This is a genomic window from Virgibacillus sp. CM-4 (genome assembly GCF_000445495.1).
GTDB classification, from domain to species: domain Bacteria; phylum Bacillota; class Bacilli; order Bacillales; family Amphibacillaceae; genus Virgibacillus; species Virgibacillus salexigens.
Window position 1 is genome coordinate 1,274,599 of the sequence record NZ_AUQA01000002.1, and the last position, 26,826, is coordinate 1,301,424.

At 38.2% G+C, this 26,826-nt stretch carries 29 protein-coding genes; 14 read left to right on the forward strand and 15 right to left on the reverse strand.

The features are described 5' to 3' along the window. Nucleotides 1–32 precede the first annotated feature (32 nt). The 4 genes from nagE (at nucleotide 33) to M948_RS29480 (ending at nucleotide 4,520) form a co-directional block, all read left to right on the forward strand. Nucleotides 33–1,499, forward strand: coding sequence for an N-acetylglucosamine-specific PTS transporter subunit IIBC (gene nagE / locus M948_RS29465; protein WP_021290036.1), 1,467 nt, complete (start codon nucleotides 33–35; stop codon nucleotides 1,497–1,499). Between the two features lie 133 nt (nucleotides 1,500–1,632). Next, the gene (locus M948_RS29470; protein ID WP_021290037.1) at nucleotides 1,633–2,229 is read left to right on the forward strand and encodes a TetR/AcrR family transcriptional regulator; all 597 of its coding nucleotides are present in this window, start codon (nucleotides 1,633–1,635) and stop codon (nucleotides 2,227–2,229) included. A gap of 116 nt (nucleotides 2,230–2,345) precedes the next feature. After that, a complete protein-coding gene (locus M948_RS29475; protein WP_021290038.1) occupies nucleotides 2,346–2,939 on the forward strand; it encodes a GNAT family N-acetyltransferase in 594 nt (197 codons plus the stop codon). 231 nt (nucleotides 2,940–3,170) lie between these two features. Continuing rightward, a complete protein-coding gene (locus tag M948_RS29480; protein WP_021290039.1) occupies nucleotides 3,171–4,520 on the forward strand; it encodes a sodium/glutamate symporter in 1,350 nt (449 codons plus the stop codon). Nucleotides 4,521–4,698: 178 nt separating this feature from the next. On the opposite strand, the gene M948_RS29485 is transcribed toward M948_RS29480, so the two are convergent. The 4 genes from M948_RS29485 to M948_RS29500 all read right to left on the reverse strand — a co-directional run bounded on the left by M948_RS29485 (nucleotide 4,699) and on the right by M948_RS29500 (nucleotide 7,451). After that, a complete protein-coding gene (locus tag M948_RS29485) occupies nucleotides 4,699–5,067 on the reverse strand; it encodes a hypothetical protein (protein ID WP_021290040.1) in 369 nt (122 codons plus the stop codon). Nucleotides 5,068–5,085: 18 nt separating this feature from the next. Beyond that, the gene (locus M948_RS29490; protein WP_021290041.1) at nucleotides 5,086–5,604 is read right to left on the reverse strand and encodes an acyl-CoA thioesterase; all 519 of its coding nucleotides are present in this window, start codon (nucleotides 5,602–5,604) and stop codon (nucleotides 5,086–5,088) included. 626 nt (nucleotides 5,605–6,230) lie between these two features. Further along, complete coding sequence (locus M948_RS29495) at nucleotides 6,231–7,118, reverse strand: LysR family transcriptional regulator (RefSeq protein ID WP_021290042.1); 888 nt, start codon at nucleotides 7,116–7,118, stop codon at nucleotides 6,231–6,233. A 51-nt stretch (nucleotides 7,119–7,169) separates the two neighbouring features. Beyond that, a complete protein-coding gene (locus tag M948_RS29500; RefSeq protein WP_021290043.1) occupies nucleotides 7,170–7,451 on the reverse strand; it encodes a hypothetical protein in 282 nt (93 codons plus the stop codon). Between the two features lie 165 nt (nucleotides 7,452–7,616). Here M948_RS29500 and M948_RS29505 point away from each other — a divergent pair, with 165 nt between their 5' ends. From M948_RS29505 to M948_RS29525, 5 genes are read left to right on the forward strand one after another with little or no spacing between them, the layout of a single operon-like run. Then, nucleotides 7,617–8,264, forward strand: a complete 648-nt coding sequence (locus M948_RS29505; protein WP_021290044.1) for a hypothetical protein — start codon at nucleotides 7,617–7,619, stop codon at nucleotides 8,262–8,264. Beyond that, a complete protein-coding gene (locus M948_RS29510) occupies nucleotides 8,261–9,004 on the forward strand; it encodes a cytochrome c biogenesis CcdA family protein (protein ID WP_021290045.1) in 744 nt (247 codons plus the stop codon). Before M948_RS29505 ends, M948_RS29510 begins: the two co-directional genes overlap by 4 nt. Before the next feature lie 37 nt (nucleotides 9,005–9,041). Beyond that, nucleotides 9,042–9,632: a peroxiredoxin family protein gene (locus tag M948_RS29515; RefSeq protein WP_021290046.1), complete on the forward strand. Its 591-nt coding sequence runs from the start codon at nucleotides 9,042–9,044 to the stop codon at nucleotides 9,630–9,632. A 56-nt stretch (nucleotides 9,633–9,688) separates the two neighbouring features. After that, nucleotides 9,689–10,375, forward strand: coding sequence for a response regulator transcription factor (locus M948_RS29520; RefSeq protein ID WP_021290047.1), 687 nt, complete (start codon nucleotides 9,689–9,691; stop codon nucleotides 10,373–10,375). Continuing rightward, complete coding sequence (locus tag M948_RS29525) at nucleotides 10,359–11,444, forward strand: sensor histidine kinase (RefSeq protein WP_021290048.1); 1,086 nt, start codon at nucleotides 10,359–10,361, stop codon at nucleotides 11,442–11,444. The genes M948_RS29520 and M948_RS29525 overlap by 17 nt, the downstream gene beginning before the upstream one ends. A gap of 36 nt (nucleotides 11,445–11,480) precedes the next feature. Here the strand turns inward: M948_RS29525 and arsC are convergent, their stop codons facing one another. From arsC to M948_RS29550, 5 genes are all read right to left on the reverse strand, one after another. Beyond that, nucleotides 11,481–11,900 (reverse strand): arsenate reductase (thioredoxin), encoded by a 420-nt coding sequence (arsC, locus tag M948_RS29530; protein ID WP_021290049.1) that lies wholly within the window; start codon nucleotides 11,898–11,900, stop codon nucleotides 11,481–11,483. A gap of 30 nt (nucleotides 11,901–11,930) precedes the next feature. After that, nucleotides 11,931–13,229, reverse strand: coding sequence for an arsenic transporter (locus M948_RS29535; RefSeq protein WP_021290050.1), 1,299 nt, complete (start codon nucleotides 13,227–13,229; stop codon nucleotides 11,931–11,933). A 15-nt stretch (nucleotides 13,230–13,244) separates the two neighbouring features. Beyond that, nucleotides 13,245–13,574: an ArsR/SmtB family transcription factor gene (locus M948_RS29540; RefSeq protein ID WP_231378657.1), complete on the reverse strand. Its 330-nt coding sequence runs from the start codon at nucleotides 13,572–13,574 to the stop codon at nucleotides 13,245–13,247. A 121-nt stretch (nucleotides 13,575–13,695) separates the two neighbouring features. Then, nucleotides 13,696–13,956: a metal-sensitive transcriptional regulator gene (locus tag M948_RS29545; protein ID WP_021290052.1), complete on the reverse strand. Its 261-nt coding sequence runs from the start codon at nucleotides 13,954–13,956 to the stop codon at nucleotides 13,696–13,698. 119 nt (nucleotides 13,957–14,075) lie between these two features. Further along, a complete protein-coding gene (locus M948_RS29550; protein WP_021290053.1) occupies nucleotides 14,076–15,320 on the reverse strand; it encodes a hemolysin family protein in 1,245 nt (414 codons plus the stop codon). 187 nt (nucleotides 15,321–15,507) lie between these two features. Between M948_RS29550 and M948_RS29555 the strand changes: the two genes are divergently transcribed. After that, nucleotides 15,508–15,702 (forward strand): small, acid-soluble spore protein, H family, encoded by a 195-nt coding sequence (locus M948_RS29555; RefSeq protein WP_021290054.1) that lies wholly within the window; start codon nucleotides 15,508–15,510, stop codon nucleotides 15,700–15,702. A gap of 32 nt (nucleotides 15,703–15,734) precedes the next feature. On the opposite strand, the gene M948_RS29560 is transcribed toward M948_RS29555, so the two are convergent. The 3 genes from M948_RS29560 to M948_RS29570 form a co-directional block, all read right to left on the reverse strand. Further along, a complete protein-coding gene (locus M948_RS29560; protein WP_021290055.1) occupies nucleotides 15,735–17,180 on the reverse strand; it encodes an SLC13 family permease in 1,446 nt (481 codons plus the stop codon). Then, nucleotides 17,143–18,348 carry a glycerate kinase family protein gene (locus tag M948_RS29565; RefSeq protein ID WP_021290056.1) on the reverse strand — a complete coding sequence of 402 codons (1,206 nt, stop codon included), beginning with the start codon at nucleotides 18,346–18,348 and terminating at the stop codon, nucleotides 17,143–17,145. The genes M948_RS29560 and M948_RS29565 overlap by 38 nt, the downstream gene beginning before the upstream one ends. A gap of 245 nt (nucleotides 18,349–18,593) precedes the next feature. Further along, entirely contained in the window at nucleotides 18,594–19,343 is a 750-nt protein-coding gene (locus tag M948_RS29570; RefSeq protein ID WP_021290057.1) for a hypothetical protein, read from the reverse strand. A 235-nt stretch (nucleotides 19,344–19,578) separates the two neighbouring features. On the opposite strand from M948_RS29570, the gene M948_RS29575 reads away from it, so the two are divergent. Further along, the gene (locus tag M948_RS29575) at nucleotides 19,579–20,280 is read left to right on the forward strand and encodes an NAD-dependent protein deacylase (protein WP_021290058.1); all 702 of its coding nucleotides are present in this window, start codon (nucleotides 19,579–19,581) and stop codon (nucleotides 20,278–20,280) included. Nucleotides 20,281–20,320: 40 nt separating this feature from the next. Here the strand turns inward: M948_RS29575 and M948_RS29580 are convergent, their stop codons facing one another. Then, nucleotides 20,321–20,896, reverse strand: coding sequence for a YpjP family protein (locus tag M948_RS29580; protein ID WP_021290059.1), 576 nt, complete (start codon nucleotides 20,894–20,896; stop codon nucleotides 20,321–20,323). A 189-nt stretch (nucleotides 20,897–21,085) separates the two neighbouring features. Further along, nucleotides 21,086–21,829, reverse strand: coding sequence for an SDR family NAD(P)-dependent oxidoreductase (locus M948_RS29585; RefSeq protein WP_021290060.1), 744 nt, complete (start codon nucleotides 21,827–21,829; stop codon nucleotides 21,086–21,088). A gap of 212 nt (nucleotides 21,830–22,041) precedes the next feature. On the opposite strand from M948_RS29585, the gene M948_RS29590 reads away from it, so the two are divergent. After that, complete coding sequence (locus M948_RS29590) at nucleotides 22,042–23,352, forward strand: DUF2254 domain-containing protein (protein WP_021290061.1); 1,311 nt, start codon at nucleotides 22,042–22,044, stop codon at nucleotides 23,350–23,352. A gap of 22 nt (nucleotides 23,353–23,374) precedes the next feature. Here the strand turns inward: M948_RS29590 and M948_RS29595 are convergent, their stop codons facing one another. Further along, nucleotides 23,375–24,775 carry a SpoVR family protein gene (locus tag M948_RS29595; RefSeq protein ID WP_031335241.1) on the reverse strand — a complete coding sequence of 467 codons (1,401 nt, stop codon included), beginning with the start codon at nucleotides 24,773–24,775 and terminating at the stop codon, nucleotides 23,375–23,377. Nucleotides 24,776–25,126: 351 nt separating this feature from the next. On the opposite strand from M948_RS29595, the gene M948_RS29600 reads away from it, so the two are divergent. Both M948_RS29600 and M948_RS29605 read left to right on the forward strand, forming a co-directional pair. Further along, on the forward strand, nucleotides 25,127–26,059 hold the full coding sequence (locus tag M948_RS29600; protein ID WP_021290063.1) for a metal ABC transporter solute-binding protein, Zn/Mn family: 933 nt from the start codon (nucleotides 25,127–25,129) through the stop codon (nucleotides 26,057–26,059). Nucleotides 26,060–26,072: 13 nt separating this feature from the next. Further along, nucleotides 26,073–26,825, forward strand: coding sequence for a metal ABC transporter ATP-binding protein (locus M948_RS29605; RefSeq protein ID WP_021290064.1), 753 nt, complete (start codon nucleotides 26,073–26,075; stop codon nucleotides 26,823–26,825). Nucleotide 26,826: the final 1 nt, after the last annotated feature.

Here is a 26,826-nt window from a genome sequence, read left to right on the forward strand (position 1 = left end):
TAAGAGACTACAACAATCAAGGGGGAATATGTATGATGAACTATTTACAAAGACTCGGTCGCTCATTAATGCTGCCGGTAGCTGTGTTACCAGCTGCTGCTATTTTAATGGGGATTGGGTACTGGATTGACCCGTCTCCAACTGGTTTTGGGTCGGGGAACCCGGTCGCTGCATTCTTTGTCAATGCAGGATCATCGATAATTGATAATATTTCCATTCTCTTTGCAATTGGGGTTGCTCTGGGGATGTCAAAGGACAAAGATGGGTCAGCCGCTTTGAGTGGGCTGGTGGGTTATCTTGTTGTCACTACATTACTTTCAACAGATACCGTTGCATTATTACAAGGCATCGAAGCAGAAAATGTAAATGCTGCGTTTGGGAGTATCGAAAATGCATTTATCGGTATGCTTTCAGGGATTATTGCCTCCATGATGTACAACCGTTTCAGCCATGTTAAGCTTCCAGATGCGTTAGCTTTCTTTAGCGGCAAACGACTTGTTCCTATCATGACGGCCTTTTCTATGATGATTATATCTGGCGTCTTATTCTTTGTATGGCCAGTTATATATAGTGGGTTAGTATCCTTTGCTGAATCAATTAGTCAACTAGGTGCAGCAGGTGCCGGACTATATGGATTCTTCAACCGTCTTTTAATTCCAACTGGATTACACCATGCTTTAAACTCGGTGTTCTGGTTCGATGTGGCAGGAATTAATGATATAGGGAACTTCTGGTCAGGTGAAGGGGAAAAAGGCGTCACCGGCATGTACCAAGCTGGATTTTTCCCAATTATGATGTTTGGTCTGCCTGCAGCAGCTCTTGCCATGTACCATACAGCTAAAACAAAAAGAAAAAAACAAGCAGCATCTTTACTACTTGCAGCAGGATTCGCAGCTTTCTTTACAGGAGTAACAGAGCCACTTGAATTTTCATTTATGTTCTTAGCACCAGCACTTTATTTTGTACATGCCGTGTTAACCGGTTTATCTTTAGCAATTGCAGCTTTCTTTAATTGGACTGCTGGATTTGGTTTCAGTGCCGGATTTATTGACTTGTTCTTAAGCTCACGACTTCCATTAGCCAATGAGCCCTATATGCTCGTTGTTCAAGGACTCGTATTCGCAGTGATTTATTATTTCTTGTTCCGTTTCTTAATCAAAAAATTTGATATGAAAACTCCTGGTCGTGAATCAGACGAGGATTTGGATGAAACAGATAAAGAAGGTGAAGAAGTATCATCCGATCAGAAATTCACTGCAATGGCTGCACAAATTTACGAAGGATTAGGTGGAGACGGCAACGTTACCTCTGTCGATAACTGTGTTACTCGATTACGTGTCGAAGTAGATGATATGAATAAAGTGGATGAGGCGAAAATTAAATCTACAGGCGTACCAGGAATTAATATTGTTGGAGCACATAGCATTCAAGTAATTGTCGGTACGAATGTACAATTTGTTGCGGATGAAGTGGCTAAAATTCGCGGCAAACAGGATTAACACGAACGAAAAAGCGAACTGTTTATACGGTTCGCTTTTTTCATTTATTGTAATCCTTTTTCCAGCTTGCTTGCCTTTGATATGATACTATGTAGTGAGAGAATAAGGAATATAACTTAAGGAGAATCGATGTATGGCTCCATTAAACGAAGACCAATTAACCCAAATTCGTATCGAACGGAAAAATCAAATAATGAAAGCAGCATTGAAAGTATTTGCTGAGAATGGCATAAGACTAACCAAAGTAGGGATGATTGCTAAGGAAGCTGGAATTAGTCATGGCCTGCTCTATCACTATTTTCACTCCAAAGATGAGGTGCTTTTTCATAGCCTTGAATGGGCAATGGAAGGGACAGATGAACTATTCAGGGAAATCCACACGCTATCATTATCTCCCTTGGAAAAAATAAAATATTTTACAAAGGTGGCTTTCACTGAGGGAAATAGTGATATTTTCCGAGTTATCCAACATATCACTAGAAGTAACGATAATATCTCCAATTCTACCGAACAATTGATTGAGAAAGTAGGAAAGGATTACTATGAACAGCTGCTTCCGTTAATAAAACAAGCGCAAATCGACGGCGATATCATTCCACATGATCCAGACGAATTGTTAAATCTTTACTTGACTGTTGTATCTGGAATTATTGTAGAAGACATTACTTGGATTCAAACAGATTTAGGATCAAAAGTGGACCTTATCTTACGGATGTTCACAACAAGGTAAAGAGGGAATACCTATCTCTTTCCAGATTTTCTCCACTGCAATTTGGATTGACACTGGCGTTGATTCCATTTATTCTTATATTGACTGATTAAGTCAATCAAAAAAGGAGGAAATGTATGGTTATGGAAATCAAGAAAGCAAGTGAATTAGAAAAGAATGTAAGCCACGATATTAGTTCCATTTTTGTCGATGGTTTTGGAGAACATCTCACTTTCTTTTCAAAGAAGAGGGAAACATTAACCGCTGCACTGGCACACATGTTTGTGACAGAAGTTTTTTATGTTGCAATCATTGATGGAGAAATTGCTGGAATAACAGCATGTACAGATGGTCATATCCTATCTGTTCACCCAAATAAACAGGAATTAAGAAAACACCTTGGCTTCGTTAAAGGTACATTTGCCTATTATGTTTTTAACCGTGAATTTAAAAAACCTCCCATTGAAACTGGATCGGGTAAAGTATCTATTGAATTCGTGGCTACTTCTCCCGCCTTTCAAGGAAAAGGGGTTGGTACAGCTATTTTAGAGCATTTACTTTCCTCCCCTACATTCACTGAATATATACTAGAGGTAGCTGATACAAATACAAAAGCGATGAACTTATATCGTAAGCTAGGCTTCAAAGAATTCACCAGAAAAAAACAAGCGTTTCGTAAGCTAAGCGGGGTCAATTACCGTGTTTATATGAAATGTAAAACGAATGACTAAGATCTCATTACTCCCCCTCTAGGCCATACAAAAGGAATCTTTCTATTTATTCTATGAAATAGTAAAATTATGTAATTACTGGAAAGTCTGTACGGAAGGATTCCTTATGGTATAATTAACTGGCTGTCCAACAACATCCCTCACACGTTAAGACATTCAACGCGTGACGTCCACATTTATGACGTTTCAACCTTCATTTATCCATTTTCATAGTAGGGGGTAATTTATCAAATGATTAATTTTGACATTTGGGCTTTAATGCTCGATGTAAGTATTATTTCTGGACTATTATTAATTGGAACCATTTTACGAGCGAAAGTTAAATGGATACAATCACTATTTCTTCCTGCTAGTATGATTGCTGGCTTTCTTGGACTCGCGTTTGGTCCAAGTGGGTTCAATTTGCTGCCTTTTTCTAATCAGTTCAGCACCTATCCTGGACTATTAATTGCAATTATCTTTGCCGCTATTCCAATTGGGGCAGCAAAAGTCAATCTAGGAGAAGTGTTTCATCGTGTTCGAAACATGTTTTCTTATTCCTTGATCCTCACCCTGTCGATGTGGGGGGCTGGTGCGTTATTCGGACTCGTGGTATTAGTACCTCTGTTCTCAGATTTACCAAGTGGATTCGGACTAATCTTAGGTGCTGGATTTTTAGGTGGTCATGGAACTGCTGCAGCCATCGGGGAAGGTTTTGCACATTATGGTTGGGAAGAGGCCATGGACTTAGGGATGACCTCTGCTACGATCGGTATATTAGTTGCTGTACTAGGCGGATTATTCTTAATTAAGCAAAGTACAGAAAAGGGACATACAAAGTTTATTACTAGTTTTAAAGATTTACCAGATGAACTTCGATCTGGATTAATGCCAAAACATAAACGGTTTAATATGGGGCAAGAGACGGTGTCTTCCAGTTCCATTGACCCTTTTGTTTTGCATTTAGCAATTATCGCTTTCGTAATTGGTGTATCCTATTGGTTAACTAATGTATTAACAGACTTGATTCCTTCTGTATCCATTCCGTTATTTAGTGTTGCCTTTGTTTTAGGACTTATCTTTCAAACAATCAGTAGAAAACTAAATGCCGATGCGTATGTGGATCAACGAGTCATGGAGCGCATTGGTGGTACCGCCACAGATTTTCTTGTAGCGATAGGGATTGCTTCGATTAATATAACCGTGGTAATGGACTATGCTGTGCCACTGCTCTTATTATTCGCATTTGGAGTGCTATGGGCTTATTTTCTATTCCGATTTATTGGTCCGAATATTTTCCAGCAATTTTGGTTAGAAAAATCATTATTTGGCTGGGGGTGGAGTACAGGGACAGTAGCGATGGGACTAGCCTTATTACGTATCGTAGACCCTGAATTAAAAAGCAAAACCCCAGAAGACTATGCATTAGCCTATATTGGGGTGGCCCCAGTAGATATCATCATCGTTACGTTTACACCAATTCTATTTTCACTTGGGTTCACATGGGTAATTCCTGCTGTACTCTTACTCATTTGTGTAATTATTGTTGGAATTTATATGTATACCGGCTTATGGGGAAGTAGCAGGAATCATCAGCCATAACAAAAATGACAGCTCTCTAAAAAGAGAGTACTGTTGAAGGAAAAATCAACTTATGATACACGAGGGAATGTCATAAGTATGCATCAAACCGGATGTGTAGCATGCTACAAGTACAAGGAAAACTCTATCAAGTATTTGTTAAGACAGCCGAGCAGTGATGTGCTCGGCTGTTTGTAATTCAGATGACAGCTGGCCCTACTAACGAATAGGCTTGCTTTCCCAGTAAGAGACTGCTTACATTACCATAACCAATATGTTTATAAGCTCCTAATAATGCTTGCAAGTCTTGTATATCTTGCTCTGATTTTAGTTGATCTACTTCTTTTTGATAAACGGATAAGATAAACGCATTCTGTACTTGCGGACGGAAGCTGCTCGGTTCTTCATTCATAATTAAACAGCCCATGTATTGATAATTAAATTGCAGCTGTCTGGTTAAATCAATGATTTGTTTAAAACGCTGGTATAATCCAGGTTTATTCTCTTTAAATTCGTCAATTGCTTGCTTTGCTTCTTCTAGTTCATGGTAACTTGTTGTAATAAGCATCCTTTTCACTCCTTTCGCCTATTCATCCCAAGGTTTTTTAATAGAAAGTTTCGATACTAAATCTTTATTTTGCTGTCTTTTTAATTTACGAATCTTCGCCCGTTCTTCTCCAGTATCATATAGGAATTGCTCCTCTTCTGATTCAGGAATAACGGTTGGAACTTCAATCGGTTTCTTATCTTCATCCAAAGCAACGAACGTTAAAAAGGCTGTAGCTGCAATTCGGCGCTCTGCTGATATCATATCTTCCGCTATGACCTTGCAGAAGATTTCCATGGAGTTCTTTCCTGTATAGGACACAAAGGATTCAATACATACGGAATCGCTTTGACGAATTGGCGATATAAAATTAACTGTGTCGGTGGATGCTGTTACACATTCCTTCACCCGAGCATGTCTTCTAGCAGAAAGTGTGGCACAGGCATCTAGCTTTTTCATAAGCACGCCACCAAATAGGGTATGGTAGTTATTCAAATCGTTAATCAATACTTGATCATTCTGTATGATACGAGTTTCTTTACTCTTTTTTGCTTGCATAACAATCACCTTATCTATTGATGTCATCAGTAGGCTTCGTACCTTACTGCTATTCCATTATAATCCCCTCTGTGGCGCAGCGTACAATGCCAATAACAAATGCGCATCATAACAAATTGTTATGGAAAGGCTTCACTGTTTGTCAGACCCATTCATTCTGTGAAAGCAATTGGTCTAAATAGATTTATAAGCTTTATTTACGAATTAATCCATGGCCATCTCCCTAAACTCCTCTACTCGAATCGGGAGAAGACTACCCGCAGATTAGCACTTTAACGAAAAAACGATTGCCCCCCCTGGATAGGGCGAGGGCAATCGTTTTCAGGTTCCGACAGTCCGCTGTCAGTAAGTTCAGTTTCAATTTGTTTATCTTGTTGAGTTTGAAATTTGATATTACCGCCTAAATCAAATCTCCAATATAGTATTCAAACCACCATCCTAATCGTAATACACGAAGACACCAGCGGAAAATGCAAGCGCAGAACGGAACGTTAGTGGAGTTGGAAGGGCTCACGGGTTCCCCGTGGAAAGCGTAGTGTATTCTATGCCGTTAGAGCCCATTAGAAAAGACTGTCGAGTTCCTTTCCCGACAGCCTGAGCCCCTCGTCAAATATGAAGTCCATCGATCATTCCTTATGCATTAGTTTTTCTTTGGCAAAACGAATAAATTCTTTCATCACTTCTGGCAGCTGACGATTACGCTTCCATATCAGAGCCAGATCCCATACAACGGTTGGGTTTTCAACTGTAATTGCTTTTACATCATTGGTTAGTTCAGTACTTGTACTTTCAGGTAATAAGGTAATCCCAACGTTGGAAGCTACCATTTCTTCTATAAAATCTAATTGAGAGGTTTCTGAAATAATACGAGGTTCGAAACCAGCATTTTTACATGCTGTAACGATACTATCACGTAGTGAAAAATCTTTATTGAACATGATAAATGATTCATGCTTCAAATCATTTACTCGGATTTGCTGCTTATCTGCAAGCTCATGTGTAGATGGAACGATCACTTTTAACCCCTCTTTCAGGAAGGAATAATAATGAAATTCATCATGAATTGTAGGGAAAACAACAACCCCAAAGTCAAGACTGTCTTCTAGTACCTGTTCTTCAATCCTTTTTGAACCGTCCTCTTCTAATTGAAACGTAATTTCTGGGTACTCCTCGTGAAATGCAGCAATTAAATGTGAAAAAAAGAAAGAATTTGTAATAGAGGGTAGTCCGATTCGGATATGTCCTTTATTTAATTGCTGCATTTGCTCTAATTCATAATGCATCGCTTTGTACTGCTGATCAAATTGTTTAGCATGCTCAAATAATACACGTCCGGCTTCTGTTAATATCAGTTGTTTTCGGGAACGAATAAATAAGGGAAAGCCAACTTCCTCCTCTAGTGATTTAATAATTCGGCTAATGGCTGGTTGCGTAATATATAAATGGTTTGCTGCTTGTGTAAAGCTGCCTAACCTAGTTACCTCCAAAAAGTACTGTAAATGTTTTATTTCCACGGCCTTGCTTCTCTCCCTGTAATCAGAATTACATTCTTCATTATCAAACAACTACTTAAAATAGGCCCTGTATGCTGAGATAAAAGCTTCTGGTGAAGACTTCACCGTGTACGTATAAACCCCTTTAAGCGTATGTAAATAAAGAATACCACCCTTGTCCGCGATTTTTCGAAATGAGAAATCCATTACATCGTCCATCGGGAATACTCGATTCTGGGTAACTACTTTATCGGTGTATAAATAAATTACCCGTTGATGCTCAATATCATATTGTTCAATACTCGTTACTTTTCTTTCTATTTTTATATAGGGGTGTTGTGCAATCAGACTCATATCTTCCTCCTAATACATAGGCTTGTCATTCATATGGTAGCACATTCTCCATTCCGTCAACTTCTTCCTAGCAATTCTATTTCTTTTATATAAATACTCCATTTTCATCAAACTTTCACATTCGATATGTATGATGTAACTATACCGAGCTTACGGAGGAGAAATATGCCATCAACTACGATTTTAATTACTATTTCCATAAATGTTGTTAGTTTAACAATTGGCTTTATTGCCTTTCAGCTGATGAATGAGCTGGATCGTTCAGATAAAAAGCAAATCACTGACCAAATGATTACCTCCATTATTAATATGATTTTATTTATTTGGTTAGCGAAGATTATCCTGCATCTGTCTATTTTCATTTCAGACCCTATCGCTGTGCTTGCTTATCCAAGTGATGCGAATGCATTCTATCTTGCTCTTATATTAACAAGTATACAGCTTGTCTACAAAGCGAAACGAAATGGTTTAAAACTAGCGAGACTCTTCTATCACTTTATACCGGTACTCGTATTTGCAGGTTTCACTTATCATTTTATTGAGATAATTTGGATGGATAACTCATTTGCCTGGGGAAATTTCATTTTAATGTTTATGCTCTTAAGTCTATTTTTGTTGCTAAAGCGTCTAATCAATCAAAAAACGATGCTATTGCTAATAAGCTATTGCTGGGTATTTGGTAAACTTCTGATAAGTTGGTTGTTACCTTTCACAACCATTTTTGGGTATATGGTCGAACCACTATTCCTAGTAATGGTTGCTCTAATAATCTCTGTTCTATACTTATTCAATCGAAAGCTGGTGTTCTTATGATCGAAACCGCAGACCTTACAATTTGGTTAGCATTAGGGGCAGGAATGTTATCATTCCTCTCCCCTTGTACCTTGCCTATATTTCCAGCGTACTTATCCTATATAACTGGAATGAGTGTAAAGGAACTGGAGCATCATGCCACCTTCAAAATCCGACGGAAGCTCCTTTTTCATGCTGTGTTCTTTCTATTCGGTGTATCCCTCGTGTTTATTAGTTTAGGAATTGGCGTATCTTATGTTGGACAATGGATACAAGGAATGTTAGCAGGAGAATCCGGACAATTTATTCAACGGATAGCTGGAATTTTCATTATCCTTATGGGGTTATTCGTCAGTGGTTGGTTAAAAGTTACTTCCTTTATGAAAGAAAAACGTTTTCGCTTCACTAAGAAACCAGTTGGCTATGTAGGAACTATCTTTGTAGGAATGGGGTTTGCTGCAGGATGGACACCATGTATTGGGCCAATCTTTGCATCTATTTTAGTTGTTGCTGCTGCAAACCCTACCCAAGGGGCATGGTATACGTTATTTTATATTGTCGGTTTTTCATTGCCGTTTCTTATTCTTACGTTTTTTCTTGGATCAACACGATGGATTGTTCGTTACAGTGGGATGATTATGAAAGTTGGCGGAGTAATTATGATTCTGATGGGTCTGTTGCTATTTACAGGGCTTATGCCTCAAATATCAGCGTTTTTATTAAAATTAGTTGAGGATACTTGGCTTACGAAACTAGGTTAGCTAATTCGGCAAAATGAATCCGAAGGAGGTTGTAAAAATGAAAAAGATAATACTTATTGGAGTTATTTTAGCTATGTTTAGTTGGGCGGCCTATGACTTTCTTACTTCATCTAATACAGCACCAGAACAAGATCAGCAAGCATCTGAAAATAAAATCACCTCGACGTTGAAGGAAAGTGAAGAAAAAGCAGCGCAATCAAATGAAGTTGGACTTGAGATTGGGAATACTGCCCCTGATTTTACGTTATCAACGGTAAATGGAGAATCCATTCAACTGTCTGAACTAAGGGGAAAACCAGTAATGATTAATTTTTGGGCTACGTGGTGTCCCCCTTGCCGAGCTGAAATGCCGGATATGCAAAAGTTTTATGATAACAAAGATATCGTTATTTTGGCAGTCAACCTAACGGAAACAGAAGGAAGTCAACAAGAGGTAGAGAACTTTGTGAAAGACTTTCAACTCACCTTTCCAATTCTAATGGATGAACAAACAGAAGTAGCAAATAAATATCAAATTCAACCAATACCGTCATCCTATATGATTGATGCAGATGGAAGAATTCAGTACAAAGCACTCGGCGCAATGAATTATGATTTAATGGTTCAGGAATACGAGAAAATGAAATAGGAAATTGCTTCTCATTAATTCGCCTGAATGATGTAAACTATTTTTGAGGTGAAATCATGAAACAAACAATTATGGTCGTAGAAGATGACAAGATGATTCGAAACCTGATACGAATTTATTTGGAAAAGAATTATTACGAGGTAATAGAAGCTACGGATGGAGAGGAAGCACGGTTATTATTTTTAGAACAGCTTCCCTGCTTAATCATTCTCGATTTAATGTTGCCTAAATCAAGTGGAGAAGACTTCTGTCAATGGGTGCGCACCCAAGCACATGGCGAGGTTTCCATTATTATGCTTTCAGCTAAAAGCCGCACAGAAGAAAAAATATCTGGCTTAAGGATAGGGGCAGACGATTATATGACCAAACCTTTTGATCCTAACGAACTTATTGCCCATGTAGAAGCAGTATTACGCCGCACCGGTCAATTTTGTCAAAAAATAGTCTGGGATGGCCTTTGCATTAAACCTCGTAAAGGTGAAGTGCTTCTGCATAATCAGCCAATTAAATTAACCAAATACGAATTTAATCTGCTTTATTATTTCATGCAAAACCCAAATATCATCCTTTCTAGGGAACAACTAGTAGAAAAGATTTACCCGAATACTACACATCATGTCATGGATAGAACCATAGATGCTCATATTAAGAAGCTCCGAGAAAAAATAGAAATCGTTCCTTCACAGCCTAAACGTGTACAAACAATACGTGGAATGGGGTATAAATTTGTCACAGCTACGTAAAACGTTAAAGATGCTTCTTCCTGATAGCTTTTTATGGCGATTGACCTTTTTGCACTTTATTGTTATTGGTATCGCCTCACTTATTAGCGGCTGGGCATTATATCATACTGCCTGCTTTCTTGCAGCGGGCGTTGGTAACCTCGGAGAAGAGCGCCAACAACAATTTAATCAATCCTTATTTCATTATGTGTGGATGTTTATACTTATCGCAGTAATTGCTGGAACGATCCTTTATTTCTATTTAACGAAACGTTTACTAAAACCAATACATGAGCTTATAAATGCAACGAGGCTGCTAAAGAAAGGAAACTATCCGCAACCTATTGCAGTATCAAAAAAAGATGAGATCGGTCTCCTTGTAGAACAATACAACCAATTAATCCAGCAGTTAAATAAAAAGGAGCAGGATCGTAAAAAGCTTGTTTCTGATATTTCCCATGAATTTCGAACCCCTTTATCCAATCTCAATGGTTATTTATTTGCATTAAAATCAGAAGACATCACAGGAGATAACGAATTATTCGAAGCGCTCTATCAGGAATCAAAACGGCTTACTTCTATGCTGGAACAGTTTGAACAATTAAAGCAATGGGATCATACAACTTCTACTATGCACCCAAACAAACAACTCATTTCAATAAAACAAGTTATTGAACAAAGCACATCTATGTTTACATGGTCATTAAAACAAGCCGATATTCAATTACTGCTTAACGTAGAAGATGTACATTGTCTCATCTATCCAGAAGGACTGCAGCAAGTCATTAATAATCTTCTCGATAATGCCATTCGCTATTACCGAAGTCCTGGTTCGATACGAGTAAGTGGGAAACAACAAGACAATTACTATAACCTAACTGTTTCTGGACCGAGCGAAACGATTCCAGAAGGAGAAAAGGAACAAATTTTTGAACGTTTGTACCGAATTGAAAGGTCACGAAGTCGAGAAACTGGAGGTGCTGGTTTAGGACTAGCCATTACGAAGGAAATCGTCGAGCAGCATAACGGTTACATTTATTTAGATACGTCCGAAGGTGAAAATAGCTTTCATGTTTATCTACCAATATAACAGACTCTCCCTGAATAATGAAGGGAGAGTCTGTTATTACTTTCCAGTTGCATTGAATTGTTTTATACGTTCACCAATTTCATCGCGTACACGTTGAAATACTGCCCATTTCTCCTCTTCCGTTCCTTCTGCTTTAGCTGGATCATCAAACCCCCAATGCTCACGCTTTACATGGGGAGGAGTCATCGGGCACTTATCTTTTGCATCCCCACACAATGTTACTGCTAAAGTTGCGTTGTTAAGAATGTCTCTGTTAATAATATCCGATGTTTGCTCTGAGATATCGATATCAACTTCCTGCATCGCTTTTACAGCATTTGGATTTAATCCATGTGCCTCGATTCCAGCACTCTTTACTTCCCAATCATCGCTTAAATAGAATTTCGCCCAACCTTCTGCCATTTGGCTTCTGCAAGAATTACCTGTACACAAGAAATAGATGGTCTTTTTGTTCATTTTTAATCTCCTTTTCATCTCATGTTTATATTAAAACAATACAAGTGTTACATATAAACCAATTAATGTAATTAATAGAATTGGTAAGGTTAAAATGATCCCTGTTTTGAAATAGGTACCCCAAGAGATTTTAACCCCTTTTTGAGACAATACATGGAGCCAAAGCAGCGTAGCAAGAGATCCAATGGGTGTGATTTTTGGCCCAAGATCGGAACCGATGACATTAGCATAGATAAGTGCCTCTCGAATCGTTCCTGTAGTATTTGTCTCTGCGATTGCAAGAGCATCAATCATTACCGTCGGCATATTGTTCATGACCGAAGATAAAATTGCTGCGATAAATCCCATCGCAACCGTGGCAATAAACAAGCCTTGTTCAGCACTGGCCTGAATAACATTCGCCAATACATCGGTAAGCCCCGCATTTCGTAAACCATATACGACAACATACATTCCAATCGAGAAGAAAACGATATTCCAAGGGGCACCTTTAACAACCTTTCTCGTATTCACAGTACTGCTTCTGCTGGCCATAACTAAGAAAAAGATAGCAGTAACCCCTGCTACAATGGATACCGGGATCTCAGCAAATTCACTTACAAAATAACCAATGACTAATATCGCTAATATAAACCACGATAAGCGAAACATTGGCAAATCGCGAATTGCCTCCCTTGGCGCTTGCAACTGTTCTGTGGCATAACTGCGTGGAATACGTTTACGAAAATAAAGTAGTAAAACGCCGATCGTTGCAACTAGCGAAAATAAATTCGGAATGACCATTCTAGAAGCATACTCCACAAAACCAATATTGAAGAAGTCTGCTGAAACAATATTTACTAAATTACTAACTACTAATGGAAGTGAAGTCGTATCAGCAATAAATCCACTTGCCATTATAAATGGAAAAACCATTTTTTCTGAAAAATTCAAATTACGTACCATTGCAAGCACAATCGGGGTGAGTATCAGTGCAGCTCCATCATTTGCAAAAAATGCAGCAACAATTGCACCTAATATACTAATATAAATAAACATTTTAATGCCGTTGCCCTTTGCTAATTTGGCCATATGTAAGGATGCCCATTCAAAGAAACCAATCTCATCTAAAATAAGCGATATAAGTATAATTGCTATAAATGCTAACGTCGCATTCCAAACGATTTGGGTTACTTCGATAACATCCGTAAATCCAACAACTCCTGCTATTAAGGCAAGAATTGCTCCCCCGCAAGCTGACCATCCAATGGATAGACCTTTCGGCTGCCAGATAACAAAAGTCAAAGTAATAATAAATATCGCTGATGCTATAAAAACCGTTGATGTCAAAACCTTCCCCCTCCTCTAACAACAAGTAATCCGTATTCCTTTTTCTTCTAATTCCTTTAATTTATCGTCCTGATCAGGGAGGTTTACCAGAATAGTTTGCACAAACGCATATGCTTCATGTTGTTTATTCATCGCGTAAAATATCCACTGACCCCTCCGTTCTTCTTTCACCAAACCAATATCCCTTAACTTCCGTAAATGCTGGCTGATCGAGGGCTGGCTAACTTGAAATATTTCTACTAATTCACAGACACAGCAATCTTGACTATCAAGAATTTTCATGATGGTTAACCTTGTTTTATCACCGAACAATTTACAAATTAATGAGGCTTTCTCCATTTCCATGACCTTATCACCACCTAATATAATCATATAAGCATATGCTTATATTTTCAATAAAAAAACCTCCTAAAAGCAAAATGCTGACGTTTCATGCCACCATGGCATACTTAGTCAGCGTTTTTGATTAACGGCTTTTGACAAGAAGATTAACCGCTTCTTGAATTAATTCCTCCGTACTCTCTCCATTTTTCTGTTCTTCACGAATACATCTTTCTAAATTTTGACTCACGATTAAAGCCAACGTGCGATCTAATGCGTTTCTTGCGGCTGACATTTGTGCCACAACATCTCTGCATTCCTTTTGTTCTTCCATCATTTTCTGTAGCCCACGAACTTGTCCCTCAATCCGCTTCATGCGATTCTTTACCTTTTCATCATATTGCACACGTCTTCACTCCTTTCTATTATCATAGCATAAAAAATAGGAATAGCAGCAAGATTATGAGGAAAGGAGCTGTTCTATAATCAGCTCCTTTTAAACAACAAGAGAAACACTCCTTACTACTATTCTTCCTCTAAATGCGGCTCATGCTTGTTAATTTGTACCCGCTTTATCGTACGGTCTTCAATTTCAAGTATACGGAATGTTAGCGTTTCTTTCGCTAATGTTTCTCCTTCTTCTGGAAAATAATGAAATTCTTTTAATAAGTAGCCAGAAAGGACGTCTTCTTCCTCTGGTATTTCCGTATGAAAAATGGTATTCAATCGATGTAGAGGTATCTTGCCATTACAAATAATTTCTGAATCCGTTACTTCCTCAACTAATGGTCCATTTCCACTATCCGTCTCATCTTCAATCTCTAAACCGATTAGTAATTCAATAATATCTTCATGGGTGATGATTCCTTCTGTTCCACCATATTCATCAAGTACAATCGCCATATGCTTTTTCTCTTGAATCATCTTGCGGAACACCCAATCAACCGAGTGAAACTCAAAGACAATTAACGGATCCATGTCACTATATGACTCCAGCGTTTTATCGGGATCCATCGACCAAGATAGCAAATACTTCGAATGAAAAACACCTACAATGTTGTCAATTTCTTCATCATAGATTGGATATCGTGTATACGGACTCTGAATGGCAATATTTCGCACCTCTTCAAAGTCAGAATCATACGGAAGCGCCAAAATATCTACACGAGGGGTTTTAAGTGCATCCTTTACATTTAAATTCGTAAATTCAAGCACCCCTTTAATTCGATGCGATTCGTCCTGCCTAAAAATCCCTTCCGTGCGTGCTACATCTACCATTGCTCGTATTTCGTCCTTTGAAACAGATGTATTGGCCTTTTCTCCCTTGGATAGAAACCGGATGATAAAGCCTGTTAACCAGTTTAACAGCATGGTTAACGGCTTAAAAACAAACACAACGGCTCGAATTACCGGGTAAACGATGTATGCAATTCGATCAGGAAAAGTCGCTGCTACTGATTTGGGGATAACCTCTGAAAAGATAATAATGGTGATGGTTAATACAGCTGAGGCTAGTCCAACATTAATTCCATAATCCATGGCTACCATCGTTACTAATGTAGGCAAGATAATGTTTGAAATGTTGTTCCCTATTAAAATAGAAGTAATAAATTGTTCTGGTTTGGATACTAACTTTAGTAGCTTACCAGAGCGTTTATCACCATTCTTCTCTTTCGTTTGCAGTTTCATCTTATTTGCTGCAGTTAGAGCAGTTTCACTGCCTGAAAAGAAGAATGATACAAATAATAAAACAATGATCACAATGATCACGTGCGTTTTCCTCCTTATGTAGTATGTAGTACCTCTAATATCATGTAGTTTAGGATGTGTTAATCCTAATTCTATGATACATGGATTTCCCAATTATACAAAAGAAAAACCTTTATTTTCCTTATAATGAACCATCGCATATTTTCCGTCCATAAAACGAAAAATAAAGGTAAAAGTAGGTGAAAAAATGAAAAAGGAACGTGCACAAGAAATCATGGATGCATTAGAACTTATCCAAGTTCGCTATCGAGGGATTCCGGTATATATAAAAGATTTACAAGAAACGACTGCAACAGTCTTCGCTTTAGATGAGATGGCTGAGGAACAAATCGTGGATTTACATGGGTTACAAGAAGTTGCTAATCATGATGAAATGGAATAGCTGGTGATACTGCACGCCAACTATTCCAACAATTAAAGCTGTAATCCAGTCCACTGCCAATACGTGAAGTAAAAGAATACCATAACTAGAATATATACAGGCATCAACACACCACTAAGTTGGAGCAACTGTTTCTTATCAAATGATGTATCTTCCGCAAACAGCAAAATTGCCTTCGAGCTAACTGGAAATGTCAAACAATAATTCATTCCGATTAAGCTAAGAAATACAACTGACGTGGAATCTAACCCAATTGTTTCACTAAAAACAATCAAGCTTGGAATGAATATAACAGCCCTCGTCGTATGCGAGTGGATATAGAAATGACTAGTTATTGTAATCAGTAAAATAATTAGCAATAACAACCATTCTGGCGCTTGGTTAATTAGGTTTAAACCAATGAATAACTCCTTTTCCAACCAATTAATTACACCGGTATCAATAAGTGTTCCGCCTAAAGTAGTAGCACAGGCTACAAATAAGATAAGTGGCCAAGATACAGAATTTACTGCTTGCTTCCAGGTTATCACTCCATAAACAGGAGCCATAAATAACATTGCTCCCAACATCGTAATAAATCCAATATCATAATGATGAATGGGATGCGTTAGCCACCCTAGTAAAACCAAACCAATAAATCCTAACGCACGAATCTCCTTTTGATTAAGCGATCCATCCATCTTTTGTTGTTGTGAAATGGTCACATGACTCTTTTCGTTTCGCTTTTCTTTCGGCCAAATCATCCACTTTAGAATATATAATGTAAGAAAACTAATTACGATAGTAAATGGTACACCCCAAATGAACCACTGGATATACGTAATCGATTGTCCGGTTGCATTTTCCAATAATCCAACGCCAATCAGGTGAGATCCTGCTCCAATTACCGTAGCTGAAGTACTTATTAAAATCAGAATCGGTGTAAATAATGCAAGAAAACGTTTCTCTTTTTCTGACTGCCACCGTTCACCTATTTGCGCAATTAATGGCTTCGCTAATGCAGCTCGGCCAGAGGTGGATGGAACGAAAAACGCAGATAATAAAAGTACATTTGTTAAACGCCGAAGGAGTTTTTCTTTACATGAAGCATTCTTCAGTAAATAATCGATCATGCGATCCGTTAACCCAGACTGTTTTACCGCTTCTCCCATAATAAAAGCACCTATCATAAGCCAAACAACCTCTTGCGCTAATGCATCATATAAGATGGAAGGAGTAGCTCCTCCTAATAAAATAATTGCCATTAAGGCTGCAATTGCTATAAAACCAGCAGGAAGTTTCGTCAACACCCAACAAGTCATTGCGGATAAAAAGATGAATAACGAAACTTTGGCCGAATAATCTAGCGCTCCTGGTAAGATCACTGCCATTAAATAGAAGAGATGTAAAATAAGAACAACTGTATTTTTGAAAGGCAGCCGCGATTCCAATAATCCTGATTTACTGATTTTGATAGATTCGGCCATTCCTCTTAACATGAATAACATCCTTTCGCTTCGCTACCTTCTTACCAATGTCGATTTGTCTTAATATCGATTCAATACTGTCTGCGATCCAGATAGGTGCTAACTCCAACGCTTCTTGAAGTACGACTGGCTTCTGTGTAATACTGGTATAGGCATGGATACCTGCTCGGTAATTCGCAGTTGCCCCTTTTCCAATTGCACCAGCGATAAGAATGACAGGCACATCATATTTCTTTGCAATTCTTGCTACTTCAGCAGGAACTTTTCCATTGGGTGTTTGGAAATCTAAACTTCCCTCTGCAGAGAAAACGACATCCGCAGTTGCGATTGCTTGTTCGATATCAATAAACCTACGAATTAATGAAAACCGTTCATGTAACTTCGCCCCTGTAAACGCTGCCAAACCTGCGCCTAATCCACCAGATGCGCCTCCACCTGGAATCATTCGTACATTTACACCAATTGCTGTTTCAATTACTGTTGCATAACGTTCGAATCCTTCAGATAAAAGGTCAACCTGTGACGGGGTAGCACCCTTTTGTGGTCCAAATATGCGGGCAACTCCTTGATTACCGCAAAGGACGTTCTTCCAATTACAAGCTACATCAACTGGAATATGATGCAGACGTTTATCTAGTTCACTTGTATCCACTTCTGCCACTTCAATTAATCGTTCTCCACCTTCAACCGTTATCAATTGCTGTTTATCATTATAAAAGCGGACACCTAATGCCTCAGCCATCCCAGCTCCTCCATCAGAAGTTCCGGAGTCCCCACATCCTATCAGAATATGATCCACACCGTAATCCAAGGCATGGATAATTAATTCTCCAACTCCATAGGACGTTGTCTTCAGAGGATTTCTTTGCTGAACCGGTACTAAATGTAAACCAGCTACCGCGGCCATTTCTATTACGGCAGTTCGCTTCCCATTCTCACGAATAACCCCAAAATAACTGGGAACTTTTTCACCGACTGGACCGACTACTTCTCGATGAACAAGTTGACCACCTTTTATATTAATAATGGTTTTCGTAAAGCCTTCTCCACCGTCGATCATCGGCACAACTTTGATGTCCATTGTCTTATCAAATCTTCTAGCTCCCCTTTCCATAGCTTCAGCAACCTCTCCAACCTGTAAGCATTCTTTAAAGCCCGAAGGTATCATAACTACTCTCACGTTAACCGCTCCTCATGAAAAATTTTTGATATGATAAATGTATCAATGAAAACTGAGTCCACCATGAGAAGTAGATTATAAATAATGAGAAGTTTATGAGAAGCATGAATTTAAAATGAAGGATAGCTAAAAGGAGCATTCGATTTTCGCTAGATTACTTGGTTCGTTATTCCACCATCTACCATTTCCTAGACAATAAAAAAGCTTGCAGAAGTCCTACAAGCTTAAACAAAATGAAAAGCTGGTTATTCTTTATCTTTTCCCTTATTACGATGCATCATCAATAACGTCCGTGGTTGCTCATCTCCAGTCATTAACTTCGTTACATAGGACGAAGTTAACTGATAACCATCTTCAATTTTTTCTGCCAGATAATTGGTTCGCTCAAACAGAATAGAGCGGATATTATCCAACTGCCTCACCATCTTTTCTGTTAACGCTTCTTGATTTTCTAAACGTGCATTTGTTTCTTTCTGTTTTTCATCTTGGTTATTCACACGTTCTACAAGACCTTCCTGTAATTCTAAATGTGCTTCAACCCTCTTGGCAACATCGGCATTCGCTTGTTCAGACATTTTTAATTGCTCCATTAATTTTTCATCCGAATCTTTCAGCATATCCATTTGCTTGTGAAAATCCTGTTTAGATAATTGATGGTCATTTAAAACATTTTCCAGATTTGCTGTGGTTGTTTCCAAATGATGTAGCTGTTGCATTACTTTCTGTTCTACTTGATCATGCTCGGTGTGCAATTCTTTTAATTGATTTAGTCGCTTGCTGACCTCTTTAAATCGAGTCGATGCCTTCACATCCTGCTGAGCAACCAAGCGATTTAGACGATTAAAAGACTGTTGCAATGCAGCATTTACCTTTTGCTGTTCTTTTACCATTTCGGTCGTATGGTTTCTAACAAAGAATCGTTGATTCGGCTCCTTCCTAGCTTCTTCATGTTCATAAATGGTTGTATGATTATCTCGATTTATATATAAGCCCATGTAAATGCACTCCTTTGATTCCATCTACACTACTAGTTTATGCCTCAATAGGTTAATTGGGACAGAAGACCACGCCCATTTTAGAAACGGCTGTGAAAAGATTCAATCGTGGATGAGAAATATGATAAGATAAGAGAAAACAATTCCATCCTTGATGAAGGCTTACCTTATAGGAAAAAGACAAGCTTTCTAATTCCAATAAATCAATAAGGTAAATAAAATGGAGGGAAGCATATTGCTAAAGAAGTGGCTAAATGAAGCAAGTTATGTTGTTGTTTTTACTGGAGCAGGCATGTCGACAGAAAGTGGTTTACCTGATTTTCGTTCAGCAAATCAAGGACTGTGGAACAACCAAGACCCTAGTCAGATTGCAAGTACAGAAGCATTAAATAACAATGTCGAGGCGTTTACACAATTTTATCGCGAACGCGTCATAGGTGTAAAAAACTATCAACCACATAAAGGCCACTATATCCTCGCAGATTGGGAAAAACAAGGAATCGTCCAATCTGTAGTCACACAAAACGTGGATGGTTTTCATCAACAAGCAGGCAGTAAACGGGTAGCAGAACTCCATGGAACCCTGCAAAAGCTTCATTGCCAGTCGTGTCAAAGAGAATATAGTAGTGAAGAATACGTTCAGAGGGGATACTATTGTGAGTGTGGTGGTATCTTACGCCCTTCCATTGTCCTTTTTGGTGAAACATTGCCTGTGGATGCCTTTCAAATGGCTTTATTAGAATCCGAGAAGGCTGACTTATTTATTGTTCTCGGTTCTTCGTTAAGTGTCACACCAGCAAATCAGTTCCCTTTAATTGCTAAAGAACGTGGAGCAAGATTGGTTATTGTAAATCGAGAACCAACTGCTTTCGACAATTATGCTGATCAACTCATCCAAAATCGTCAGCTCGGTGATGTTTTAGCAGAAATTGAATAAAAGATATAAGAAGTGCCGGAACATTTCATCCCAGCACTTCTTAAGCCATCCATTTTGGTGGTGTATTCTTATCCCAGTATATATCGCCAATATCATAATGTTTCTCAAAATTATCGTCTTTAATATGATAATGGAAGTTAAACCAATGCCCTTCTAATGGACGATGGTCTCTCCTTACGTGGAATTTCGCAACATACTGCTGATTCTTTACATCTAAAATATTAAAGATACGTTCTCCATAACCATCAGCAGGGTCTTCTGTAATCGTATAATAAGGAATTGGTTGGTTGTTTTCATCGAGCAAGATGGTTTGCATAACCGCTTCAATGTTTGGCAGAATAACCGATGTAAATTCATCACCTACACGACGCGTAATCCTTGGTCCCATTTTAAGCTCAGTCTGTGCCTTGATCTTATGACTAAGCTGCTCCATTGTTAAAGCTACGTTCGTCGATTGTTCTAGTACAGTAGTAGAAGTTGCTTCATTTACATTCGATCCCGAGTCATAACGTTGTTTGGGCTCCTCCGGATCGGCAGTTAAAGAAGCAGGAACGTACATCCCTAAAGTCATTATTGTAATTAAAATGACGGCTATTTTTCTCATCCATTGCTTCATGATCGGGCGCTCCTTTTTATCTATTACTATAGATTTTATCACTTCTTGTCCATTTGTCTATCCTATTTTTCAGAATTTAACCATTTATTAAATGAAGTGATATATTTTGTAATTATATCTTTGTCAATCTGCTTTCGGGGGAACGCGAGCCTAAACGGAAGAAACCTTTGTCATTTAAGAGGTTCAAGATCATTCTGTTCGTGTGCCAAGCGTTAATCCACCGTCAACAACAAATTCAGCACCCGTACAGTATGAACTCTGACTGGAAGCAAGAAAAGCAATAACATTTGCAATCTCTGTTGGTTCACCGATTCTTCCTAACGGTGTTTGCCCATAAATCGGCAGCGTTCCACTTTTCTTCGCCATTTCCGTATTTACACCTCCAGGGTGTACCATATTGATTCTAATTCCCAATTCACCAACTTCTACAGCAGTTGCCTTCGACATTGCAACCACAGCTGCCTTCGATGAGGCATAAGCTGCTGTACCATCCAACGGCGCAAAAGCGGAAATAGATACATTGTTAATAATGGATCCTGCCCTTTGCTTCGACATGACAGGAATAACGTTTTGCATACCAAGGAAAACACCTATTTGATTCACATTTATAATTTCACGGTAGCGATTCAATTCTGTGTCTGTTAAAGGACCATTATAATATAAACCAGCATTATTCACGAGTACGTCCAACCGCCCAAACACTGCGATGGTAGATTGGATAGCTTGTTCCCAATCTTCTTCGCTTGTAACATCAAGCTGAACAGGGAGCGTTTGATTTACTTCAGCTTCTTGGGAAAGTTTCTTAGCATCTTGCAGCTTACGGGAAGCAATGACGACTCGAGCTCCTAAGGACAAAAACTTGTTTACTTGAGACTCGCCTTGACCTTTAGAAGCGCCAGTAATCAGAACAACTTTATTCTCAAGATCATACATACGATCACCTTTTTCTTTATCTATTTTTGCATGATTTAATCATATCAAGTCAGCATCAAAACTTCACGAGAAATGTCACCTCTCATTTCTGGCTACACATCCCATTCTAACCTAAATCTTTCTTCTTCTCGTTTTACTTACGTATTACCGGGGAACATAAAAAAAGAAAGAATGCAAAAGACATCTATAGAATGACAGAAAAGAGGTATAAAATGAATACCACCAAAGCTTCTTCTAAATTACGCGATAGCTTTTGGTTTTTACCAATTATATATGGGCTATGTTCCATTCTTGCTGTCAGCATCATCACGTTAATCGATGTTACGCTCGTACCAAGATTTTCGAATAGTATTCCAAATATACTACTAACAGGACAAAGTATCGCAAAGAATTTGTATTCAGCTCTAATCACCGCGATGCTCACCATGATAACCATCAGCTTCTCAACAATCATGGTTGTATTAACCACTTATTCTTCCCAGTTTTCGCCGCGGGCCTTACAAGATTTTATGCGAAGTAAAATCACTAAACATGTCTTAGGTGTGTTTACCTTTGGGTTTATATTTGTGTTGATTAATTTATGGCTGTTAACAGAATCGAAGCAGAAAGACTTATTAAGCCCTTTTTTCACAGTGATATTCACTATTCTCTCTCTAGGATTTTTCATCTTGTTTATCCATTATGCCGCGCGTTATGTACAGGTGAACTTTTTAATTTCGACTGTACGTAATGAAACATCGAAATTAATTAAAGAGACCTTTGCAGATCGGACATATGGTGAGCACCAACATTGGGACCATTCACAAATTCAGGAGATAAAGGAAAAGGATAAGCAAACCACGTATGCATTGCGCTCTGGATATATTCAGCATGTTGATTACAACTATCTCATTCAATGGGCTAGTAAAAATAACATGGTACTCGAAGCAAATTTCCAAGTAGGAGATTATGTACCTAAGGGAATGCCCGTATTTTATTATTGGTCGTTTAACCACAAAGATGTAAATGAAGCCGAACACGATCAATTTCTTATGGTGGGAAATGAACGAACAAATTTGCAAGATATTGAATTCTCGATGGAAAAATTAGTTGAAATTGCTGTAAAAGCTTTATCAACGGGGATGAACGACCCAAATACAGCAATTAATTGTATTCATCGTCTTGGTGGTTTACTAACCGAATTAGCAGGAAATTACCGCCCGATCACGTACTTCTCGGATAATCAAGGAGATTTAAGATTAATAATGGAACAAAAAAGATTTCGGGATTATCTATATAAAAGCTTTTACCAAATTAAACATTATGGCAAAGATGATATATCTGTCGTAAGTAACATCGTAGACGTATTATATAAATGTGCGGTTGTCAGCAATCAGTCGATCCAAAAAGAGCTTTGGGACTTTACCCATTATGTTTTAGAAGCGGTAGATGTCCAAAGTCTTCCATCAATGGATTACCATTATTTAAAAGAGATCATGGTTAAATTTGCAAATGTGACTGGCAAAAATCTAAATTGGGGCTGACGCAAGCGTCAACCCCATTTGACTATAATTGGCGATGGTACGTTTTCTTCCCATCGTGAGAATAGATGACTTTCTTCTCCTCCACATAGGTTTCTAAATAAACCGTTTTGCCCCATAATTGATAAATATAAGGAAGAACATGTTCTAAATAAGTAAGGTCCAGTTCCGTTCCTTCATAATTATGAACTAAATAGAGCTCCCCATTACGTAGATAATCTCCATTTTCTACCGTAATATAAGGAAAACCACCATTTACACGCATGGTTACTAATTGATCTCGGACTGCTTCATAATCTTTATTCGTAATTTGATAATTCCTTCCTTTCTTCTCAAATAAATACATATCTTCTCGCTGTACCAATTCTTTCGTTAAATAATTACGAATAAATGATATGTCTGACTCCAGTTCTCGTACTTCGAAAATTTTTTCTCTACCTGAATTATCTTGAACACCCAATTCCTTCATCTCTTTGGTAGGATGATTATAACGTTCCTCAATATCTTCAAAGATCTTTATTCCCAAATAATAAGGATTAATTTGATGCCTCGATGGTTGAACAACTCCAGCATTTAAGGAAGCAAATTCAATCGTTTCATCACTCGTTAAATCCAGCTCACGTAAAATGCGCTGATGCCAATAGGAAGCCCAGCCTTCATTCATAATTTTCGTCTCTAACTGTGGCCAAAAGTAGAGCATCTCTTCACGCATCATGGTCAATATATCTCGTTGCCAATCGTCTAGCTCTCTGCTATATTCTTCAATAAATAACAGAAGATCTTTCTCTGGTCGAGGAGGAAACTTCTTTCTTTTTTTTATTTCCCTTTTTTGTTTATTCTCAGCCTTCTCATCCAAGCTCCATAAGTCATCATACGGCGTTTTTTGTATAGATAGCTGCTCTTCCTCTTCTTCTATTTGATAATCTGGTAACTTGGGTCTGATAATCGACGGATCAATATGCTCTTGAATTGCAAGAATAGCATCTAAAAATGCTTCCACTTCTTGTTTTCCATGAATCATTTCATAGTGAGCGATTCGTTCAGCCGTTGCCGTCATACTCTCTACCATATCCCTTCTTGTATTGGAAAAGCGCACATTATTCTTAAAGAAATCACAGTGCGCCAACACATGAGCAACGATCAATTTATTTTGAATAAGGCTATTAGTATCTAGTAAAAAGGCATAGCACGGATTAGAATTAATCACCAATTCATAAATTTGACTCAGTCCCAAATCATATTGCAGCTTCATCCGATGAAATTGTTTTCCAAAGCTCCAATGGCTAAAACGTGTTGGCATTCCATAAGCACCAAATGTATAAATAATATCTGCTGGACAGATTTCATAACGCATTGGATAAAAATCCAACCCAAATCCGGACGCAATTTCCGTAATTTCGTCAATGGCACGATCGAGTTTCTTCATTTCGGTCAAATAGATCCCTCCAAACGTACTTTATACAGTTTATGAACAAATAAAAGAATGATTACAGTTTATCCGAAAAGCTTTAGCGGATATAAAAGGGGGTCACTTTTATACTCAAATGCTACATGAGGACGATTGATCTAGTTAATAAGTGATACGTCCAAAGTTTTTAAACAAAAGTATTGATAAATTTAAACCATTGCCATATAATTTGCCTATAGGAAACTTTTTATAACCAATAAAACCTTTTGGACATAATACAACAAGAGCATGATTCACATATAATGCAAGAGAATTTTTTTAGGTTTGTTTTGCATTAATCAAACTTTATTAGAGAGGGGAAATACCACATTGAGAAAGATCGGATTTTTTATGATTACTACCCTATTTATTATCGGAGTTGCAGGCTGTTCCTCGGGATCAGAGGAGATACAAGGTTCAGAGGATAAACCGGTTGAAATTGTAACAACTACTGCCCAAATTGGAGATATAACAAAGAATATTGGCGGTGAGCTTGTAGAAGTAAATAGCCTAATGGGACCAGGGGTTGATCCGCATTTATATAAAGCAGTCCAAGGCGATATTCAAAATATGACAAGTGCTGATATCATTTTTTACAACGGCTTGCATCTTGAAGGACAAATGGGAGAAATCTTTGAAGAAATGAAAAAGGAAAAACCAACCATTCCAGTGGCAGAGCGTATTCCTGAGGATACATTACTGGCTGACCCTGACAGTCCAGATGTGAGTGATCCCCATGTATGGTTCGATATTAACTTGTGGAAATATGCTGCCGAAGCTGTCCGGGACGGACTTATCGAACTGGATCCCAGCAATGAAGAAACATATGTTAAAAATACCGAAGCTTACCTAGAAGAGCTTGATAAACTAAATGAATACGCTATGGATAGATTTGAGGAAATTCCAGAAGAAAGTCGTGTTCTTGTAACAGCTCATGATGCATTCAATTACTTCGGTGAAGCTTATGGCTTTGAAGTATTAGGGCTTCAAGGGTTAAGCACCGAATCGGATTATGGCGTCAACGATATTCAACGAATTATTGATGTACTCGTCGAACGAAATATTAAAGGTGTATTCGTTGAAAGCAGTGTATCCGAACGTTCTATTAATGCGGTAGTAGAAGGTGCGAAAGAGGAAGGACATGATGTCTCCATTGGCGGTGAATTGTACTCCGATGCAATGGGTGAAGAAGGTACAGAAGAAGGTACCTATATTGGGATGTTTAGACATAATGTGGAAACGATTGTAGAATCTTTAAAGTAAGGTGGAGGATAGCATGTATGCATTGTCAGTGAAGAATATATCAGTAACCTATGATAAACAGTTAGCACTTGAAAATGTGTCTTTTGCTGTACCAGAAGGGTCGATAACCGGGATTATCGGTCCGAATGGTGCTGGTAAGTCAACGCTTATTAAGTCTATTTTACAATTATTACCTACACTCTCAGGTAATGTAGAAGTATTTCATAAACCAATAAAATCACAGAAGAAAATTATCGGTTACGTACCACAGCGCAGCGAAGTCGATTGGGATTTTCCAACTAATGCACTCGATGTCGTACTAATGGGAAGATATAATCACATTGGTTTGTTCAAACGCGCCAACAAAAAAGAAGTTACATGGGCCAAAACCTGTCTTGAAAAAGTTGGCATGCAAGACTACGCCACTCGACAGATTAGTCAATTATCAGGCGGACAACAGCAGCGTGTCTTTCTAGCAAGAGCTATGGCTCAAGATGCGAAAGTCTACTTTATGGATGAACCATTTGCAGGTGTGGATGCATCTACGGAGAAAGCAATCATTCAATTGATGAAAGAATGGAAAGCAGAGGGCAAGACAGTCCTTGTTGTCCATCATGATTTACAAACAGTAAATGATTATTTTGATCACGTATTATTATTAAATAAATCACCTATTGCTTATGGAGAAACGCAGACCGTATTTACCCTTGATAATTTAGAACAAGCATACGGAGGAAAGATTGCATTCTTACAAAAAGCCCCGGCTACTGTAAAGGAGAGTACGTAAG

Excerpts from the sequence above, each read along its gene's own strand:
- M948_RS29470 (WP_021290037.1), top strand. The coding sequence starts at position 1,633 with ATGGCTCCATTAAACGAAGACCAATTAACCCAAATTCGTATCGAACGG.
- M948_RS29590 (WP_021290061.1), top strand. The coding sequence starts at position 22,042 with ATGAATACCACCAAAGCTTCTTCTAAATTACGCGATAGCTTTTGGTTT.
- M948_RS29560 (WP_021290055.1), bottom strand. The coding sequence starts at position 17,180 with ATGTTAAGAGGAATGGCCGAATCTATCAAAATCAGTAAATCAGGATTA.
- M948_RS29520 (WP_021290047.1), top strand. The coding sequence starts at position 9,689 with ATGAAACAAACAATTATGGTCGTAGAAGATGACAAGATGATTCGAAAC.
- M948_RS29595 (WP_031335241.1), bottom strand. The coding sequence starts at position 24,775 with ATGAAGAAACTCGATCGTGCCATTGACGAAATTACGGAAATTGCGTCC.
- M948_RS29515 (WP_021290046.1), top strand. The coding sequence starts at position 9,042 with ATGAAAAAGATAATACTTATTGGAGTTATTTTAGCTATGTTTAGTTGG.
- M948_RS29555 (WP_021290054.1), top strand. The coding sequence starts at position 15,508 with ATGAAAAAGGAACGTGCACAAGAAATCATGGATGCATTAGAACTTATC.
- M948_RS29570 (WP_021290057.1), bottom strand. The coding sequence starts at position 19,343 with ATGGGCTTATATATAAATCGAGATAATCATACAACCATTTATGAACAT.
- M948_RS29475 (WP_021290038.1), top strand. The coding sequence starts at position 2,346 with ATGGTTATGGAAATCAAGAAAGCAAGTGAATTAGAAAAGAATGTAAGC.
- arsC (WP_021290049.1), bottom strand. The coding sequence starts at position 11,900 with ATGAACAAAAAGACCATCTATTTCTTGTGTACAGGTAATTCTTGCAGA.
- M948_RS29490 (WP_021290041.1), bottom strand. The coding sequence starts at position 5,604 with ATGCAAGCAAAAAAGAGTAAAGAAACTCGTATCATACAGAATGATCAA.
- nagE (WP_021290036.1), top strand. The coding sequence starts at position 33 with ATGATGAACTATTTACAAAGACTCGGTCGCTCATTAATGCTGCCGGTA.
- M948_RS29500 (WP_021290043.1), bottom strand. The coding sequence starts at position 7,451 with ATGAGTCTGATTGCACAACACCCCTATATAAAAATAGAAAGAAAAGTA.
- M948_RS29485 (WP_021290040.1), bottom strand. The coding sequence starts at position 5,067 with ATGCTTATTACAACAAGTTACCATGAACTAGAAGAAGCAAAGCAAGCA.
- M948_RS29580 (WP_021290059.1), bottom strand. The coding sequence starts at position 20,896 with ATGAAGCAATGGATGAGAAAAATAGCCGTCATTTTAATTACAATAATG.
- M948_RS29605 (WP_021290064.1), top strand. The coding sequence starts at position 26,073 with ATGTATGCATTGTCAGTGAAGAATATATCAGTAACCTATGATAAACAG.
- M948_RS29540 (WP_231378657.1), bottom strand. The coding sequence starts at position 13,574 with ATGGAAATGGAGAAAGCCTCATTAATTTGTAAATTGTTCGGTGATAAA.
- M948_RS29510 (WP_021290045.1), top strand. The coding sequence starts at position 8,261 with ATGATCGAAACCGCAGACCTTACAATTTGGTTAGCATTAGGGGCAGGA.
- M948_RS29480 (WP_021290039.1), top strand. The coding sequence starts at position 3,171 with ATGATTAATTTTGACATTTGGGCTTTAATGCTCGATGTAAGTATTATT.
- M948_RS29585 (WP_021290060.1), bottom strand. The coding sequence starts at position 21,829 with ATGTATGATCTTGAGAATAAAGTTGTTCTGATTACTGGCGCTTCTAAA.
- M948_RS29505 (WP_021290044.1), top strand. The coding sequence starts at position 7,617 with ATGCCATCAACTACGATTTTAATTACTATTTCCATAAATGTTGTTAGT.